Annotated in this window: 12 protein-coding genes; 7 read left to right on the top strand and 5 right to left on the bottom strand. The window is 71.6% G+C overall.

The genetic code is table 11. The features are described from left to right. Positions 1–170: 170 nt before the first annotated feature. Both ACX27O_RS17970 and ACX27O_RS17965 read right to left on the bottom strand, forming a co-directional pair. Positions 171–1109, bottom strand: coding sequence for a lysophospholipid acyltransferase family protein (locus ACX27O_RS17970; protein ID WP_458939756.1), 939 nt, complete (start codon positions 1107–1109; stop codon positions 171–173). Continuing rightward, the gene (locus ACX27O_RS17965) at positions 1106–1903 is read right to left on the bottom strand and encodes a GNAT family N-acetyltransferase (RefSeq protein ID WP_458939755.1); all 798 of its coding nucleotides are present in this window, start codon (positions 1901–1903) and stop codon (positions 1106–1108) included. Before ACX27O_RS17965 ends, ACX27O_RS17970 begins: the two co-directional genes overlap by 4 nt. Before the next feature lie 160 nt (positions 1904–2063). On the opposite strand from ACX27O_RS17965, the gene ACX27O_RS17960 reads away from it, so the two are divergent. The 5 genes from ACX27O_RS17960 to ACX27O_RS17940 all read left to right on the top strand — a co-directional run bounded on the left by ACX27O_RS17960 (position 2064) and on the right by ACX27O_RS17940 (position 8971). Next, a complete protein-coding gene (locus ACX27O_RS17960) occupies positions 2064–2711 on the top strand; it encodes a hypothetical protein (RefSeq protein WP_458939754.1) in 648 nt (215 codons plus the stop codon). Positions 2712–2852: 141 nt separating this feature from the next. Beyond that, positions 2853–3788, top strand: a complete 936-nt coding sequence (locus ACX27O_RS17955) for an ABC transporter ATP-binding protein (protein WP_030336710.1) — start codon at positions 2853–2855, stop codon at positions 3786–3788. After that, positions 3785–4597: an ABC transporter permease gene (locus tag ACX27O_RS17950; protein ID WP_458939753.1), complete on the top strand. Its 813-nt coding sequence runs from the start codon at positions 3785–3787 to the stop codon at positions 4595–4597. The genes ACX27O_RS17955 and ACX27O_RS17950 overlap by 4 nt, the downstream gene beginning before the upstream one ends. Positions 4598–4888: 291 nt before the next feature. Then, on the top strand, positions 4889–8677 hold the full coding sequence (locus ACX27O_RS17945; protein ID WP_458939752.1) for a multifunctional oxoglutarate decarboxylase/oxoglutarate dehydrogenase thiamine pyrophosphate-binding subunit/dihydrolipoyllysine-residue succinyltransferase subunit: 3789 nt from the start codon (positions 4889–4891) through the stop codon (positions 8675–8677). A gap of 114 nt (positions 8678–8791) precedes the next feature. Beyond that, positions 8792–8971, top strand: a complete 180-nt coding sequence (locus tag ACX27O_RS17940) for a DUF6104 family protein (protein WP_030336704.1) — start codon at positions 8792–8794, stop codon at positions 8969–8971. A 73-nt stretch (positions 8972–9044) separates the two neighbouring features. On the opposite strand, the gene ACX27O_RS17935 is transcribed toward ACX27O_RS17940, so the two are convergent. Both ACX27O_RS17935 and ACX27O_RS17930 read right to left on the bottom strand, forming a co-directional pair. Further along, a complete protein-coding gene (locus ACX27O_RS17935) occupies positions 9045–11207 on the bottom strand; it encodes a bifunctional polysaccharide deacetylase/glycosyltransferase family 2 protein (RefSeq protein ID WP_458939751.1) in 2163 nt (720 codons plus the stop codon). Further along, a complete protein-coding gene (locus tag ACX27O_RS17930) occupies positions 11200–11751 on the bottom strand; it encodes a hypothetical protein (RefSeq protein WP_210862860.1) in 552 nt (183 codons plus the stop codon). The genes ACX27O_RS17935 and ACX27O_RS17930 overlap by 8 nt, the downstream gene beginning before the upstream one ends. 314 nt (positions 11752–12065) lie before the next feature. On the opposite strand from ACX27O_RS17930, the gene pta reads away from it, so the two are divergent. Both pta and ACX27O_RS17920 read left to right on the top strand, forming a co-directional pair. Next, positions 12066–14144: a phosphate acetyltransferase gene (gene pta, locus ACX27O_RS17925; RefSeq protein WP_210866757.1), complete on the top strand. Its 2079-nt coding sequence runs from the start codon at positions 12066–12068 to the stop codon at positions 14142–14144. Then, positions 14141–15256 (top strand): acetate/propionate family kinase, encoded by a 1116-nt coding sequence (locus ACX27O_RS17920; RefSeq protein WP_458939750.1) that lies wholly within the window; start codon positions 14141–14143, stop codon positions 15254–15256. The genes pta and ACX27O_RS17920 overlap by 4 nt, the downstream gene beginning before the upstream one ends. Positions 15257–15292: 36 nt before the next feature. Here the strand turns inward: ACX27O_RS17920 and ACX27O_RS17915 are convergent, their stop codons facing one another. Continuing rightward, complete coding sequence (locus ACX27O_RS17915; protein ID WP_458939749.1) at positions 15293–15466, bottom strand: hypothetical protein; 174 nt, start codon at positions 15464–15466, stop codon at positions 15293–15295. Between the last annotated feature and the right edge of the window lie 154 nt (positions 15467–15620).

Raw genomic sequence — 15620 nt, 5'->3', positions numbered from 1 at the left:
ACGCCAAACCCTCGACTGGCAGAATCCAGCCGAGGTACTCCACAAACACCTAGTCGCAACAGCCGCTTGAAACCGCCCACGACCGAGGCCACTGTTTCCTGGATCAAGCGCGATCTTGGCGCGGGGCGCGGGGCGCGGGGCGCGGGGCGCGGGGCGCGGACGGCTCTCCCTCAGGCCGCCAGGTCCAGCTCCCGATCGGGGGTGTGCGTCGGGACCGGAACAGTCGGGCTCGCCGTGGGGACCGCCCGCAGCCGGGCCGGCGTCGGGGCACCCGCCGCTGGCAACAGGTGTACGGCCGACTCGGCGGCCCGGGCCAGCCACCGCCGGTCGGCACCAGGGGCCGGGTGCAGCGCTCCGGCGATCGTCACCGAGACCACCAGCTCCCGCGCCGTCACCACCCGGGCCACCGAGCGCAGCAGGGTGTCCGCGCCGAGGAAGGCGGCGACCGTGGTGGTCGACCCGGTGGCCGCACAGCGGTAGCTGAGCCGCAGCGGCACCACCGGACTGCCGGTGTCGATGGCCGCCTGGAACGTCGCGGGCCGGAAGCCACCGCCGGGACGACAGTCGGTCGCGGTGCTTCCGGCGCACCACGTCGTACCCTCCGGAAAGACCGTCACCGACCGCCCGGCGCGCAGCGCGTCGGCGACCCGGCCGACGGTGGTCGGCAACGCCAGGGGCCGGGACCGGTCCACGAAGACGGTGCCCGCCGCCGCGGCCAGCAGCCCGAGCACCGGCCACGAGCGGACCTCCCGCTTCGCGACCATCCGGGTGGGCGCGACCGCCAGCACCGCGAGGATGTCCAGCCAGGAGACGTGGTTGGCGACCAGCAGCGCGCGCCGTCGGGGCAGCCGCCCCTTCACCACGAGGCGGACACCGAACGCGCGCACGGTGGCCCGCGCCCAGCCGCTGATCAACGTCTGCCGCTCCCGGGTGGGAAGCACTGGCGACAGCAGCGCCACCGGGATCCCGGCCAGCAGCATGCCGAGCGCGGCGACCAGCCGGAGCACCCGGCGGCCCACCGGCACGGTGGGCACCTCGCCGGCCACCGGCAGGCAGTCGTCGTCGCAGCCCGAAAAGGGCCGCCACAGGTCGCGCGGTACGCCGGTCACCGCTGCTCCCCACCCAGGAAGTGCCGCAGGTAGCGCGGGTTCATCCGGTCCAGGGAGAAGAGGACGTAGAAGTCCGCGCAGCCGAAGTCGCTGTCGTACGACGGCTCGCCGCAGATCCACGCACCCAGCCGGAGGTAGCCCCGCAGCAGTGGCGGAATGGTGACGCGCCCGGCCCTGGCAGCGGGGAGCGGGCCGGTGGCGGCGGGGAGCGGGCCGGGCGCGGAGGCGGCCTCGGCGAACCAGGGCCGCAACGGGCGGACCCGCAGCGGCGGGGGCGACAGGTGCCGGGCCTGGGCCTGGGCCCACACCTCGGCGACCGTCCGCCCGCCGTCGGCCACCGGCACCGACGCACAGCCGCCGAGCCAGCGCGAGCCACGCAGGTGCAGGTAGCGGGTGAGGCCAGCCCACATCAGGTTGATCACCGCCCCGGAGCGATGGTCCGGGTGCACACAGGACCGGCCCGTCTCGACCAGGTCGTCACGGAGCGGGTCGAGCGCGGTGAGGTCGAACTCGTTCTCGGCGTACCGCCGAGCGGTGCGTCCCGGTGGCAGCAGCCGGTACGTGCCGACCACCTCGCCGGTGCTGTCCTCGCGAACGATCAGATGGTCGCAGTACGCGTCGAAGGGGTCCACGTCCAGCCCGGCCTCGCCGGGAAGGAGGGTGGCGCCCAACTCGGTGGCGAACACCTCGTGGCGCAGGCGTTGCGCGGCCGCGACCTGGATGGGGTCGTCGGCGATCAGCAGGGTGTATCCGCTGGTCGTCAAGGGTGCGCCAGCGGCATGCAGAACGGCCATGGGATCTGTGTAGGTGCCCGGGTTGCCATCCACGGGGACCACTGGTGTCGATCGGGTGAACGCCGGCCGGCGAGACCGCTGGCGACGCCCGGCGGGGACCGTGCGAGGCTGCCCGGGGCAGACTGGCGACGGCGCCGACACGCACCATCGGAGGTCGACGATGCGCATCGAGTCCCGATACAACGGGCCGGCCGGTTCCGGCAACGGCGGCTGGAGCGCGGGGACCTTCGCCGCCGCGGCGGGCGGCAGCGGGCCGGTCGAGGTGACGCTGCGCCGGCCACCACCGCTGGAGACCGAGCTGACCCTGATCGGCGGCGAGGTCCGGGACCCGACCGGTGAACTGGTGGCCGAGGTGCGCGCGGCCGGAGTGGTCGATGCCGTCGTACCCCCGGTCGACCTGGAGACGGCGGTGGCCGCCGCGACCCGCTACCCCGGCCTGGTCGAGCATCCGTTCCCCAGCTGCTACGTGTGCGGACCGCAACGGGTCGACGGGCTGCGGATCTTCCCCGGCCGGCTGCCGGACGGGCGGACCGCCGCGCCGTTCCGCGCGCCCGCGAAGGTCAGTGCGGCCACGGTCTGGGCGGCGTTGGACTGCCCCGGCGGTTGGGCGGTGCTCGCGCCGGGCCGCCCGTACCTGCTGGGCCGCATCGCCGCAGTGGTCGCGGCGCTGCCGCGGCCGGACGACGAGTGCGTGGTGACCGGGGCGTTGCTGCGCGTCGATGGCCGCAAGGCGCTCGTGCACACCAGCCTGTACGGGCCGGACGGCGCGCTGCTCGGCGCGGCGCGGGCAACCTGGATCGCCCGCTGAACCCGACCGTAGTCCGCAGGGAGGAGTCGCCTCCGCCCTGCGACGGATCAGGACATACGGACCGCGCCTGATTGACCTTGTTGCATTGGGCCGTCACGCTGTGCCACGGCGTACCTCGACGCCACACACGGGAGGAGAACGATGACTGACGGGCAGCGAAGCCCCACCAGCGACGGTCAGATCGTGGTGTCCGGTCTGACAAAGCAGTACAAGAACGTCCGGGCGGTGAACAACCTGTCCTTCACCGTGGCACCGGGACGGGTGACCGGCTTCCTCGGCCCGAACGGCGCCGGCAAGACCACCACGCTGCGCATGCTGCTGAACCTGGTCACGCCGACCGCCGGCACGACCACCATCAGCGGTCAGCGGTACGCCGACCTCACCGACCCGCTGCGGCACGTCGGCGCGGTGCTGGAGGCGTCCAGCGCGCACAAGGGCCGTACCGGCATCAACCACCTGCGGGTCATCTGCGCGGCGGCCGGGCTGCCCAAGCAGCGGGCCGACGAGGCGCTGGCCCTGGTCGGGCTGAGCCCGGCGGCGAAGCGCAAGTTCAAGGGTTACTCGCTGGGCATGAAGCAGCGGCTCGGTATCGCCGCCGCGATGCTCGGTGACCCTCGGGTGCTGATCCTCGACGAGCCGGCCAACGGGCTCGACCCGGAGGGCATCCGGTGGATGCGCGGATTCCTCAAGAACCTCGCCCACGAGGGCCGTACGGTGCTGGTCTCCAGTCACCTGCTGTCGGAGATGCAGCTGCTCGCCGACGACGTGGTGATCATCGCGGCCGGGCAGCTGGTCCGGCAGGGCCCGGTCGACCAGGTTCTCGGGTCGATGGCCCAGGGCGCCCGGGTCCGGGTCCGCACCCCGCAGGCCGAGGCGCTGACCGCCGCCCTGAAGGCGCAGTCGGCGACAGTGGATGTCGACGAGCACGGCGTGCTGCTGGTCGCCGGGGTGGACGCCCCGACGATCGGTCGCGCCGCCCTCACCGCCGGGGTGGAGCTGCACGAACTGACCACCGAACGGCCCGATCTGGAACGGGTCTTCCTGGAGCTGACGGCCGGAAAGGCGGGCATCCGATGAACCTGGTCCGATCCGAGCTACTCAAGATCCGCACCACCAGCACCTGGTGGTGGTTGGCTCTCGGCGCGTTCCTCTCGATCGCGCTGGCGTTCGCGGTCAACGCGTGGCTGGCCGTCACGGCGCTCGGCGGCGACGCCGACGAGATCGGCGTCAGCGCCGAGCAGGCGACCGCGCCGGCGCAGGCGGCGAACCTCTACACCTCGGGCCAGTACCTCGGGCTGATGTTCGTGATGCTCATCGGCATCCTGATGGTCACCAACGAGTTCTTCCACCAGACCGCGACCACCACGTTCCTGACGACCCCGCGGCGAACGTCGGTCATCGTCAGCAAGCTCGTCGCCGCGAGCCTGCTCGGCTTCATGTTCTGGCTGGCGACCACGCTGATCGACCTGGCCGCGGGCGCGATGTTCCTGTCCGCGAACGACTACGGCACCCAGCTCGGTGAGTGGCCCGTGCAGCGGGCACTGCTGTTCAACCTGCTCGCCTACGCGATCTGGACGATCCTCGGGGTGGGCATCGGCACGCTGATCACCAACCAGCTCGGAGCGGTGATCACGGCGGCGGTGCTCTATCTGATCGGCACCCAGGTGGTGGGTCTGCTGTTCCTGCTCCTGTCGAACCTGCTCGACAGCGAGGCGGTGCTCAAGTGGCAGGTGATCTGGCCGGCGGTGGCATCCCAGGTCATGATCACGGAGGGCACCTCCGAGTTCACCCCGTCCTGGTGGGTCGGCGCCCTGGTGCTGATCGGCTATGCGCTGGTCAGCGGGGTTGTCGGCGTCCTGCTCACCCGACGGCGCGACATCGCCTGACAAGGCACCCGACCCCGGGGTGGCCGTGACAAGCTGGCCGCTCCGGGGTCGTCACCGCCATCGGCGGGCCCGGGACATCGTGGAACTGACGCGCTACCAGCTCTCCACCGGACGCGCAGCGGCTGCCGAACTTCTGGCATCTTCTGTGAAACCGGCCACGGGACCGAGGCGGAAATGCCTGCGGGATCGGTACGGCGTAGCCTGGGAGCCGTCCAGTCCGTGCTCCTAATCGGGCGCGACAGGACACACCGCGTGCCACACAAACCCGCGTGAAAGAGGCGATTACCGGCCGTGTCGACCCAGCAGACTTCGCAGGAGAACCCACTGGCGGGTTTCGGCCCGAATGAGTGGATCGTCGAGGAGATGTACCAGCGTTACCTCGCCGACCCATCGAGCGTCGATTCGGCCTGGCACGACTTCTTCGCCGACTACCGGCCCGCACCAGGGGCGGGCACCCCGGGCGGTGCCGAATCGTCGGACAAGCCGGCCGCCGCCCCCGAGCCGGACGGCCAGCCCGAGGCCGCCGTCAGCATCGCCCAGCCGAGCGCCCCGGCCAAGCCGGCGACCGCGAGCAAGCCGGCCGCCCCGAGCAAGCCGGCCGCCGCCCAGCCGGCGCCGACCAAGTCCGCCGCTCCGGCCACGCCCAAGGCCGCCCCGGCGAAGGCAGCGCCGGAGAAGGCGGCCCCGGCCAAGCCGGCCGCCAAGGCCACCGAGCCGAGCGCCGACGGCCCGCAGACCACCCCGTTGCGGGGCGTCGCCGCGAAGATCGTCCAGAACATGGACGCCTCGCTGAGCGTGCCCACCGCGACCAGCGTGCGCGCGGTCCCGGCCAAGCTGCTCGTGGACAACCGCATCGTGATCAACAACCACCTCGCCCGAGGGCGGGGTGGCAAGGTCAGCTTCACCCACCTGGTCGGCTACGCGATGGTGCGCGCGCTGGTCCAGCACCCGGAGATGAACAACTCCTTCGCCGAGGCCAACGGCAAGCCGGCGGTGGTCCGCCCGGCACACGTCAACCTCGGCATCGCGATCGACCTGGCCAAGCCGGACGGCAGCCGCAACCTGGTGGTCCCCTCCATCAAGGGCTGCGAGCAGATGGACTTCCGGCAGTTCTGGCAGGCGTACGAGGACGTGGTCCGCCGGGCCCGGCGCAACGAGCTGACCATGGAGGACTACTCCGGCACCACGATCTCGCTGACCAACCCGGGCGGCATCGGCACCGTGCACTCGATGCCGCGGCTCATGCAGGGGCAGAGCGCGATCATCGGTGTCGGCGCGATGGAGTACCCGGCCCCTTACCAGGGGATGTCCGAGGCCACCCTGGCCGAGCTGGCGGTCAGCAAGATCATCACGCTGACCAGCACGTACGACCACCGGATCATCCAGGGCGCGCAGTCCGGCGAGTTCCTCAAGGTGATGCACGAGCTGATCCTGGGCGAGCACGACTTCTACGACGAGATCTTCACCTCGCTGCGCATCCCGTACGAGCCGGTGCGGTGGATGCGCGACGTGGCGGTCAACTCCGAGGGGCAGATCAACAAGACCGCCCGGGTGCACGAGCTGATCCACGCGTACCGGGTGCGCGGTCACCTGATGGCCGACACCGACCCGCTGGAATTCAAGATTCGCAAGCACCCCGACCTGGACGTCCTCCAGCACGGGCTCACCCTGTGGGACCTGGACCGCGAGTTCCCGGTCAACGGCTTCGCCGGTCGGCAGCGGATGAAGCTGCGCGAGATCCTCGGCGTGCTGCGCGACTCGTACTGCCGCCGGGTCGGCATCGAGTACATGCACATCCAGGACCCGGAGGAGCGCCGCTGGGTCCAGGAACGGATCGAGCGCAAGTACGAGAAGCCGTCCGCCGACGAGCAGAAGCACGTGCTCAACCGGCTCAACGCCGCCGAGGCGTTCGAGACCTTCCTGCAGACGAAGTACGTCGGCCAGAAGCGCTTCTCGCTGGAGGGCGGCGAGTCGCTGATCCCGCTGCTCGGTGAGGTGCTGGAGTCGTCCGCCGAGAGCGGGCTGGACGAGGTCGTCATCGGCATGGCCCACCGGGGTCGGCTCAACGTGCTGGCCAACATCGTCGGCAAGCCGTACGAGAAGATCTTCTCCGAGTTCGAGGGCCACCTGGACCCGCGCTCGACGCAGGGCTCCGGCGACGTGAAGTACCACCTGGGTCAGAACGGCAAGTTCACCACCCCCGACGGCGAGCACGCGGTCAAGGTGTCGGTGGTGGCCAACCCGTCGCACCTGGAGGCCGTCGACCCGGTGCTGGAGGGCATCGTCCGGGCCAAGCAGGACCGGATAGACCTCAAGCTGGAGGGCTACACCGTGCTGCCGCTGGCGGTGCACGGTGACGCCGCCTTCGCCGGGCAGGGCGTGGTGGCCGAGACGCTCAACCTGTCGCAGCTGCGCGGCTACCGCACCGGCGGCACCGTGCACGTGGTGGTCAACAACCAGGTCGGCTTCACCACCGCCCCGGAGTACAGCCGGTCCAGCCTCTACAGCACCGACGTGGCCCGGATGATCCAGGCGCCGATCTTCCACGTCAACGGCGACGACCCGGAGGCCGTGGTCCGGGTGGCCCGGCTGGCGTTCGAGTACCGGCAGACGTTCAACAAGGACGTCGTGATCGACATGGTCTGCTACCGCCGGCGCGGGCACAACGAGGGCGACGACCCGTCGATGTCCAACCCCCAGATGTACAAGATCATTGACTCGAAGCGCTCGGTCCGCAAGCTCTACACCGAGGAGCTGATCGGTCGCGGCGACATCACCGTGGAGGACGCGGAGGAGCTGCTGCGCGACTACCAGGCGCAGCTGGAGAAGGTCTTCAAGGCCACCCGGGACGCCGCCTCGGCACCGCGCCAGCTCAACCGGCCGCGCCGTGAGGAGGAGCCGGAGCCGCAGGTCGACACCGCCACCGACGCGTCGGTGGTCAAGGCCATCGGCGAGGCGCACATCAACCTGCCGGAGGGCTTCACCCCGCACAAGCGGATCCAGCAACTGCTGGACCGGCGGGCCAAGATGTCCGTCGAGGGCAACATCGACTGGGGCTTCGGCGAGATCATCGCGCTCGGGGCGCTGCTGCACGACGGGGTCACCGTCCGGCTCGCCGGGCAGGACTCGCGTCGCGGCACGTTCGTCCAGCGGCACGCCTCGGTGGTCGACTCCCGCACCGGCGACGACTACCTGCCGTTGAAGTCGCTCACCGGCGACGGCGACCGCTCCCGGTTCTTCGTGCACGACTCGCTGCTCAGCGAGTACGCGGCGATGGGCTTCGAGTACGGCTACTCGGTGGAGAACATCAACGCCCTCGTCGCCTGGGAGGCCCAGTTCGGCGACTTCGTCAACGGCGCCCAGTCGGTGATCGACGAGTTCATCTCGTCCGGTGAGGTGAAGTGGGGCCAGCGCTCCGCCATCACCCTGCTGCTGCCGCACGGCCACGAGGGTCAGGGCCCGGACCACACCTCCGGCCGGCCGGAGCGGTTCCTGCAGATGTGCGCCGAGGACAACATGCGGGTGTCCATCCCGACCACCCCGGCGAACTACTTCCACCTGCTGCGCCGCCAGGCCCTGTCGCCCAAGCGCAAGCCGTTGGTGGTGTTCACGCCGAAGTCGCTGCTGCGGCACAAGCTCTGCGTCTCGCCGGTGGAGGACTTCACCACCGGCACCTTCCAGCCGGTGCTGCGCGACACCGCCGCCCCGGCGCCGGAGGCGGTGAAGCGGGTGCTGCTCTGCTCCGGCAAGGTCTACTACGACCTGTTCCAGGCCCGGCAGGAGCGCGGCGTCACCGACACCGCCATCATCCGGCTCGAGCAGCTGTACCCGCTGCCGGTGGAGGAGATCCGGGCCGCCCTGGCGCAGTTCCCGAACGCGGAGGACTTCGCCTGGGTGCAGGAGGAGCCGGCCAACCAGGGCGCCTGGTCGTTCGTCGCGCTCAACCTGCTGGAGCACCTCACCGACGTTCGGCTGCGGCGGATCTCCCGCCCGGCCGCGGCCGCCCCGGCGGTCGGCTCGGCCAAGACCCACGAGGTCGAGCAGAACGCGCTGATCGAGGCGGCACTTCCGCGCCCGTGACCTGACCGCACCGCGACAGCCGGGGCAGGGCCGTTTCCACGGTCCTGCCCCGGCTCCGTCGGTCGACCCAACCACCCGCCCGGCCTGCGCCGGGCCGAGTAAGAGGACATACCCATGTACTTCACCGACCGTGGCATCGAGGAGCTGGTCGAGCGCCGGGGCGACGAGCAGGTGACCCTGGAGTGGCTCGGCGAGCGGCTGCGCGACTTCGTCGACCTCAACCCCGAGTTCGAGACACCGATCGAGCGCTTCGCCACCTGGCTGGCCCGGCTCGACGACCCCGACGAGGACTGACCCACCCGGTGCCGGGAACCACCGCCCGATTGGGCAGCTGACGGGCGGCTGGCAGCTGGCCGGCGCCGGCCGGTCAGCCGGTCCGCGAAGTGACCGGTTCCAGGCCCGTGCGTCGCAGTTTCTGCCAGCCCAGCCGGCCGCCGGTCAACGCGGTGACCACGGCCTGAACCATCACCAGATACATCAACTGCCGGTAGACGAACTGTTGGAGCGGCAACACCCACAGCACCCCCAACTTCTCCCGGTCCAGCCGGAACGCCACCACTGCGGTGACCAGTTGCACGCCGAGCATGACCAGCCAGGCCACCGCCGTGGCGGTCCGGTCGAGGAAGAAGAGGCCGTACAGGGCCAGTAGGTCGATCACCGGCGCGAGCAGCGGCAACAGCACGCCGAAGAGGCTGAGGAAGAACAGGCAACGCCGGGTGAACCGGCCCGACGCACCCCGGTCGAATACGGAGCGGCGATGCTTCCACATCGCCTGCATGGTGCCGTAGCTCCACCGGTAGCGCTGTTTCCAGAGCTGGCCGATGCTCGTCGGCGCCTCGGTCCAGGCGCGGGCCGTCTCCTCGTAGACGACCTTCCAGCCGGCCCGACCGAGCGCGATGGTGACGTCCGTGTCCTCGGCCAGGGTGTCATCGGTCATCCCCCCGGCGTACCGCAGCGCCTGTCGCCGGAAACCGCCGATCGCCCCGGGCACCGTCGGCATGCAGCGCAGCGTCTCGTAGAGGCGCCGGTCCAGGTTGAACCCGATGACGTACTCGATGTGCTGCCACTTGGCGATCAGGCTGCGCCGGTTGCCGACCTTCACGTTGCCGGCCACCGCGCCCACCTGCGGGTCGGCGAAGGGCTGCACGAGCCGGCGGACGGCGTCGGGTTCGAAGACAGTGTCCCCGTCGACCATGACGATCAGGTCGTGCCGGGCGAGCGCCACGCCGGTGTTCAATGCGCTGGGCTTGCCACCGTTGGGTTTGCGGACCACCCGGACGTTGGGCAGGCGGAGCGCGTCGACGATGTCCGCGGTCCCGTCGGTGGAGCCGTCGTCGACGACAACCACCTCGATTCCGCCGGGATGGTCGCCGCCAGCGAGTGAACGGACCGCCGCGGCGATCCCCTCCTTCTCGTTGTACGCCGGGACGATCACCGACACCGGCGCGGTGACCGGCGGCCCCCACGTCCAGTCCGTGGCCCGACGGCGACGGGCGTGTCGCCCGGCGAGCAGGAACAGCACGGCGGTACGCCCGAGGGTGAGCACCCCGACGAGCACGAAGAGGATCCCGAACACGGTCAGCACCTGGTCGGCGCCCCGTACCGCCCAGACCAGCATCTGGCCGCGCCAACGGTCCCCAGCGGTGGCCGCCGCACCGGATTCCGCCCGGTAGTCGACCCCGGCGGCGGCGAAGGCGAGGTTCAGTCCGTCCGTCGCGGTGACGAAGCGGTATCCCCGTTGCTTCATCATCGGGATGAAGCGGTCGAGGGCGGCGACGGTCTGCGCGCGGTCACCGCCGGCGTCGTGCCAGAGGGTGATCGCACCCGAGTCGCCGTCCGGGGTGGCGTTCTCGACGATCTTGTCTACGCCGGGCAGCGCCCAGTCCTGGCTGTCGGTGTCGTTGAGCACCGTCAGGTAGCCCAGGTCACCGGCGGCGATCAGCACCGGCCAGTCCTGGTTGTCGATCGCGTCGGCATGCGAGGAGTACGGAAACCGGACCAGCGAGGTGCGCACGCCGGTGACGGCGGCGAGGGCGAGCTGGGTCTGGGCGTACTCCAGCTCTTGCCGCCATCCGGACAGCTCGGTGAGGTCGGGGTGGGTGAACGTGTGCACGCCGAGCTCGTGGCCACCCGCGACCAGGTTCCGGGCCATGTCGGGGTGCCGGGCGACCTGCGAACCCAGCACGAAGAACGTGCCAGTGACCTGGTGGGCGTCGAGGACGCGCAGAACCTCGGGGGTCCAGACGGGGTCGGGGCCGTCGTCGAAGGTGAGCGCGATGGTCCGGTCCGGCAAGCGGTAGGAGCGGACCTGCTCGCTGTTGGCGCTGATGATCGGCCCCCCGTTCACCACTGAGGTGGGGACCTCGCGTTGCCCCTGGTTGCTGTGCTGGTGGTCCGGGGTGAAGGAGGCGTTGGTGTACGCGTTGACCAGAAGTACGCCGGCCAGAACCGCCAGCAGCATGCCGAGCAGGACCCAGCGCGGTGGAGGTACGGCCCGACGACGGCGGGCCGTGATCGCCGGCTCAGCCATCCGCGGGGAGGAGGTCGGTGGGGAGTCCGCCGGGTTCGGCCGGTTCCTCGGGTGGGAGCGGCGGGTCCTCGGTCGAGGGTGAGACGGCGGGTGTCGGTGCCACCGAGGTGGGCCGCCCCGAGCTGGGCGAGGGCGGCACGCTGGTGGGGTCACCGCTCGCCGGGCTGGCGGCGCTCCGTGACCGCGTGGGGGCAGGTGAGCGGGGAGCCGGCGGGGCGACGGTGGGTGCCACCCTGGCCGCCGGCGTACGGGGGACGGCTGTCGACGGCTCGGGGATGGCGGTAATCGCCTCGGCCTGCGGCGACTGGGTCCGTTCAGGCTGCTCGGCCTCGTCCACGAACGGGAGCACCGTGTGCGGCTCCACCATGCCGCCGGCGAAGCTGACGGCCACCAGCCCGGTGTAGGTCAGGCCCAGCAGACCGACGACGTATGCGAGCCAGCGCAGGCGGGAGCGGCGTCGGCCGCTGGGGTCGACGAAGACCGGGGGCGGTTGGGGCGCGGCGGCGATCAGCTCGGTGGGGCCGTCGGTGCGGTTGGCCACCATGGTGGGCTCGTCGACCGGCGCCGCCGGTCGGGACCGAGGGTCGCCGGACCCGGCGGGCGTTGACCTCCCAGTCGACGTATCGTCGCTGCTCAAGCCCCGGGTGGTCATGGGACGCGAGTCTAGGCGTGAGTTTTTCTCAGCTTTGCTGACGGCTCACTGATTGAGACGCCGACCGCACCGTCGGGGCCACGACGGGGGTCGCCGCGACCGCCGCCTTCTCGTCGTCAGGGAGGGTTCGTACCCGGCCTGCGGCCGGTGACGGCGGCAGCTCAGGGGCCGTAGGGCCCGGGTGGGGAGTCTCGCGATCTTCTAGGGTGGGGGCTGTGGCTCGCAGCGTGTATCTGACCAGCGTCGGTTCGGGCGGAGGCAAGTCGACGATCGCCCTCGGGCTGGCCGAGTTGCTGTCCCGCCAGGTCGGGCGGATCGGCGTGTTCCGGCCGCTGGTCGCCGACACCGGGCAGGATCCGATCCTCGCCCTGCTCAGCGAGCGGTACCGGGTCGAGGTGCCGCTGGCCGAGCTGGCCGGGGCGAGCTACGCCGAGGCCGCCGCGCTGGTCGCGGACGGCCGACGGGAACAGCTGATCTCCGCGATCGTCGAGCGCTACCGGGCGGTGGAACGGCAGTGCCCGGCGGTGGTCGTGGTGGGCAGCGACTTCGACGACCCGGGTGATCCGGCCCGCCCCCGCGAGCTGGCCTTCAACGCCCGGCTGGCCACCGAGTTCGGCAGCGTGGTGGTGCCGGTGGTGGACGGCTTCGGGCAGGAGCCGGCGGCCGTGGCGGCGGCGATGCGGGGGGCGTACCACGACCTGGCCGACCTGGGCGCGACAGTGCTCGCGGTGATCGCCAACCGGGTGTCCGAGCCGATGACGCTGCCCGACCTGCCGGTGCCCGCGTACGCCATCCCGGAGGTGCCGAGCGTGTCGGCGCCGACGGTGGCCGAGGTGGCGGCGGCGCTCGGCGCCACCCTGCTGGCCGGGGACGACGCCGCGCTCGGTCGCGACGTGCTGGATTTCGTGGTCGGCGCGGCGCATGTGCCGACCCTGCTGGGCCACCTCACCGAGGGCGCCCTGGTGATCACCCCCGGGGACCGGGCCGACCTGCTCGTCGCCGCGAGCGCCGCGCACGTGGCCGGGCAGGTGTCGGTGGCCGGGCTGGTGCTCACCCTCGGCGAGCAGCCCGACCCCCGGGTCATGCGGCTGGTGGAGGGGCTCAACACCGGGCTGGCGGTGCTCTCCGTGCGCAGCGACAGCTACGACACGGTGGCCGCGTCCAGCCGCATCGAGGGCCGGCCCAGCGCGGCCAATCCCCGCAAGGTGGAGGCCGCGCTCGGCGCGTTCGAACGCTGCGTGGACACCGACGACCTGGCCCGCCGGCTGCGGGTCAGCCGGTCGGCGCGGGTCACCCCGCTGATGTTCGAGAACGAGCTGATCGACCGGGCCCGCTCGAAGCCCCGTCACCTGGTGCTGCCGGAGGGCACCGACGAGCGGATCCTGCGCGCGGCGGAGATCCTGCTACGCCGCGGAGTGGCCGAGCTGACGCTGCTCGGCAGGCCGGACGACATCGCCCGGCGCACCCGCGAGCTGGGCATCGACCTGGGCGACGCGCACCTGGTCGACCCGGTCACCAGCGGGTGGCGCGACGACTTCGCCGCCGAGTACGCCCGGCTGCGCGCCCACCGGGGCGTCACTGCCGAGTTGGCGCACGACATCGTGGCGCAGCCCAACTACTTCGGCACCCTGATGGTGGCGACCGGCCGAGCCGACGGCATGGTCTCCGGCGCGACGCACACCACCGCCGCGACCATCCGGCCCGCGTTCGAGATCATCCGTACGCTGCCGGACGTCTCGGTGGCCTCCAGCGTCTTCTTCATGCTGCTCGCCGACCGGGTGCTGGTCTACGGCGACTGCGCCGTCAACCGCGACCCCGACGCCGCCCAGCTCGCCGACATCGCGATCTCGTCGGCCGACACCGCGGCCCGGTTCGGCATCGAACCCCGGGTGGCGATGCTGTCGTACTCCACCGGCAGCTCCGGTGCCGGCGCGGACGTGGAGAAGGTCGCCGCGGCCACCGCGCTGGTCCGGGAACGCCGGCCCGACCTGCTGGTCGAGGGGCCCATCCAGTACGACGCGGCGATCGACCCGGCGGTGGCGGCGACGAAGCTGCCGGGCAGCCCGGTCGCCGGCCACGCCACGGTCTTCATCTTCCCGGACCTGAACACCGGCAACAACACGTACAAGGCGGTGCAACGCTCCGCCGGGGCGGTCGCCGTCGGCCCGGTCATGCAGGGTCTACGCCGACCGGTGAACGACCTGTCCCGGGGCGCGTTGGTGACGGACATCGTCAACACGGTGGCGATCACCGCCATCCAGGCGGCCACCGAGGAGGCGTCGTGAGTCAGGTACTGGTGCTCAACTGCGGGTCGTCGTCGGTGAAGTGGCGCCGCTACGACGGTGAGCGGGCGCTGGACCACGGCACCGTCGAACGCATCGGTGAGCCCGGTGGTGGCCCGACTGACCACACCGAGGCGGTCCAGCAGATCCTGGACGGGCTGGACCTGACCGGGTTGGCGGCGGTCGGGCACCGGGTGGTGCACGGCGGCCGGAAGTTCAGCGCGCCGGTGCTCGTCGACGACGCGGTGCTGGCCGCGATCCGCGAGCTGATCCCGCTCGCCCCACTGCACAACCCGGTCAACCTGGCGGGCATCGAGGTGGCCCGCTCGGCACTGCCGGACGTGCCGCAGGTCGCCGTCTTCGACACCGCGTTCCACCACACCCTGCCGGAGGCCGTCGCGACGTACGCGATCGACCGCGAGGTCGCCGAGCGGTACGACATCCGCCGGTACGGCTTCCACGGCACCTCACACGCGTACGTGTCCCGCCGCACCGCCGAACTGCTGGGCCGGCCCTACGAGCAGATCAACACGATCACCCTGCACCTGGGTAACGGGGCCAGCGCGTGCGCTGTCGAGAACGGTCGCAGCGTCGCCACCTCGATGGGCATGTCCCCCCTCGAAGGGCTGGTGATGGGCACCCGCAGCGGCGACATCGACCCCACCGTGATCTTCCACCTGCGCCGGGAGGGCGGGCTGTCGGTGGACGACATCGACGACCTGCTCAACCACCGCAGCGGCCTGCTCGGGCTGACCGGCGTCAACGACATGCGCGAGGTCCTCGAGCGTCGGGCTGCCGGTGATCAGGCGGCGACGCTGGCCTTCGAGGTGTACTGCCGGCGCATCACCGGCTACGTCGGGGCGTACTACGCGCTGCTCGGCCGGGTCGACGCGATCACCTTCACCGCCGGGGTCGGCGAGCACGCCGCGCCGGTGCGGGCCGCCGCGCTGGCCGGCCTGGGTCGGCTCGGCATCAGCGTGGACGACGCCCGCAACGACGGTGACGGCGACCGGGTGATCTCACCGGACGGCGCCGACGTGAGCGTCTGCGTCATCCGCACCGACGAGGAGCGGGAGATCGCCAGGCAGACCCGGGACCTGGTCGGGGCGGCCTGACGGCTTGACCAGCCGCCCGCCAGTCGGGCCACCAGCTCAGCCGCCCGCCAGCCAGGCGACGAGGGCCACCAGCACCACGACGACCACCGCCGCGCCGATGATGAGCGGCAGGCGGGACGGGGCCTCCGCCGGTGCCGCGGCCTCCGGCGTCTGGCTGAAGGCACGGAACGCCTCGGTGTTGCCGCTGGGGTCTGTGTAGTTCTCAGGCATGTCGGTGACCCTAGCGAAGCTGGTCACGCGGCACCGTCCCCGGTCCACGGCGTCGCGGGGGTGGACCCGGCCGGTGGAGGTGACCCGACCGGGTGGCCGGTGCAGCCGAACCGGACGGCGGGGCTGCTACGCCCTCCCGGGCACCTACCGTGAA

This window comes from Micromonospora sp. SD19 (genome assembly GCF_054462275.1).
Note: the sequence above shows the minus strand (reverse complement) of the source record. Positions and strands in the feature narration are given on the sequence as shown.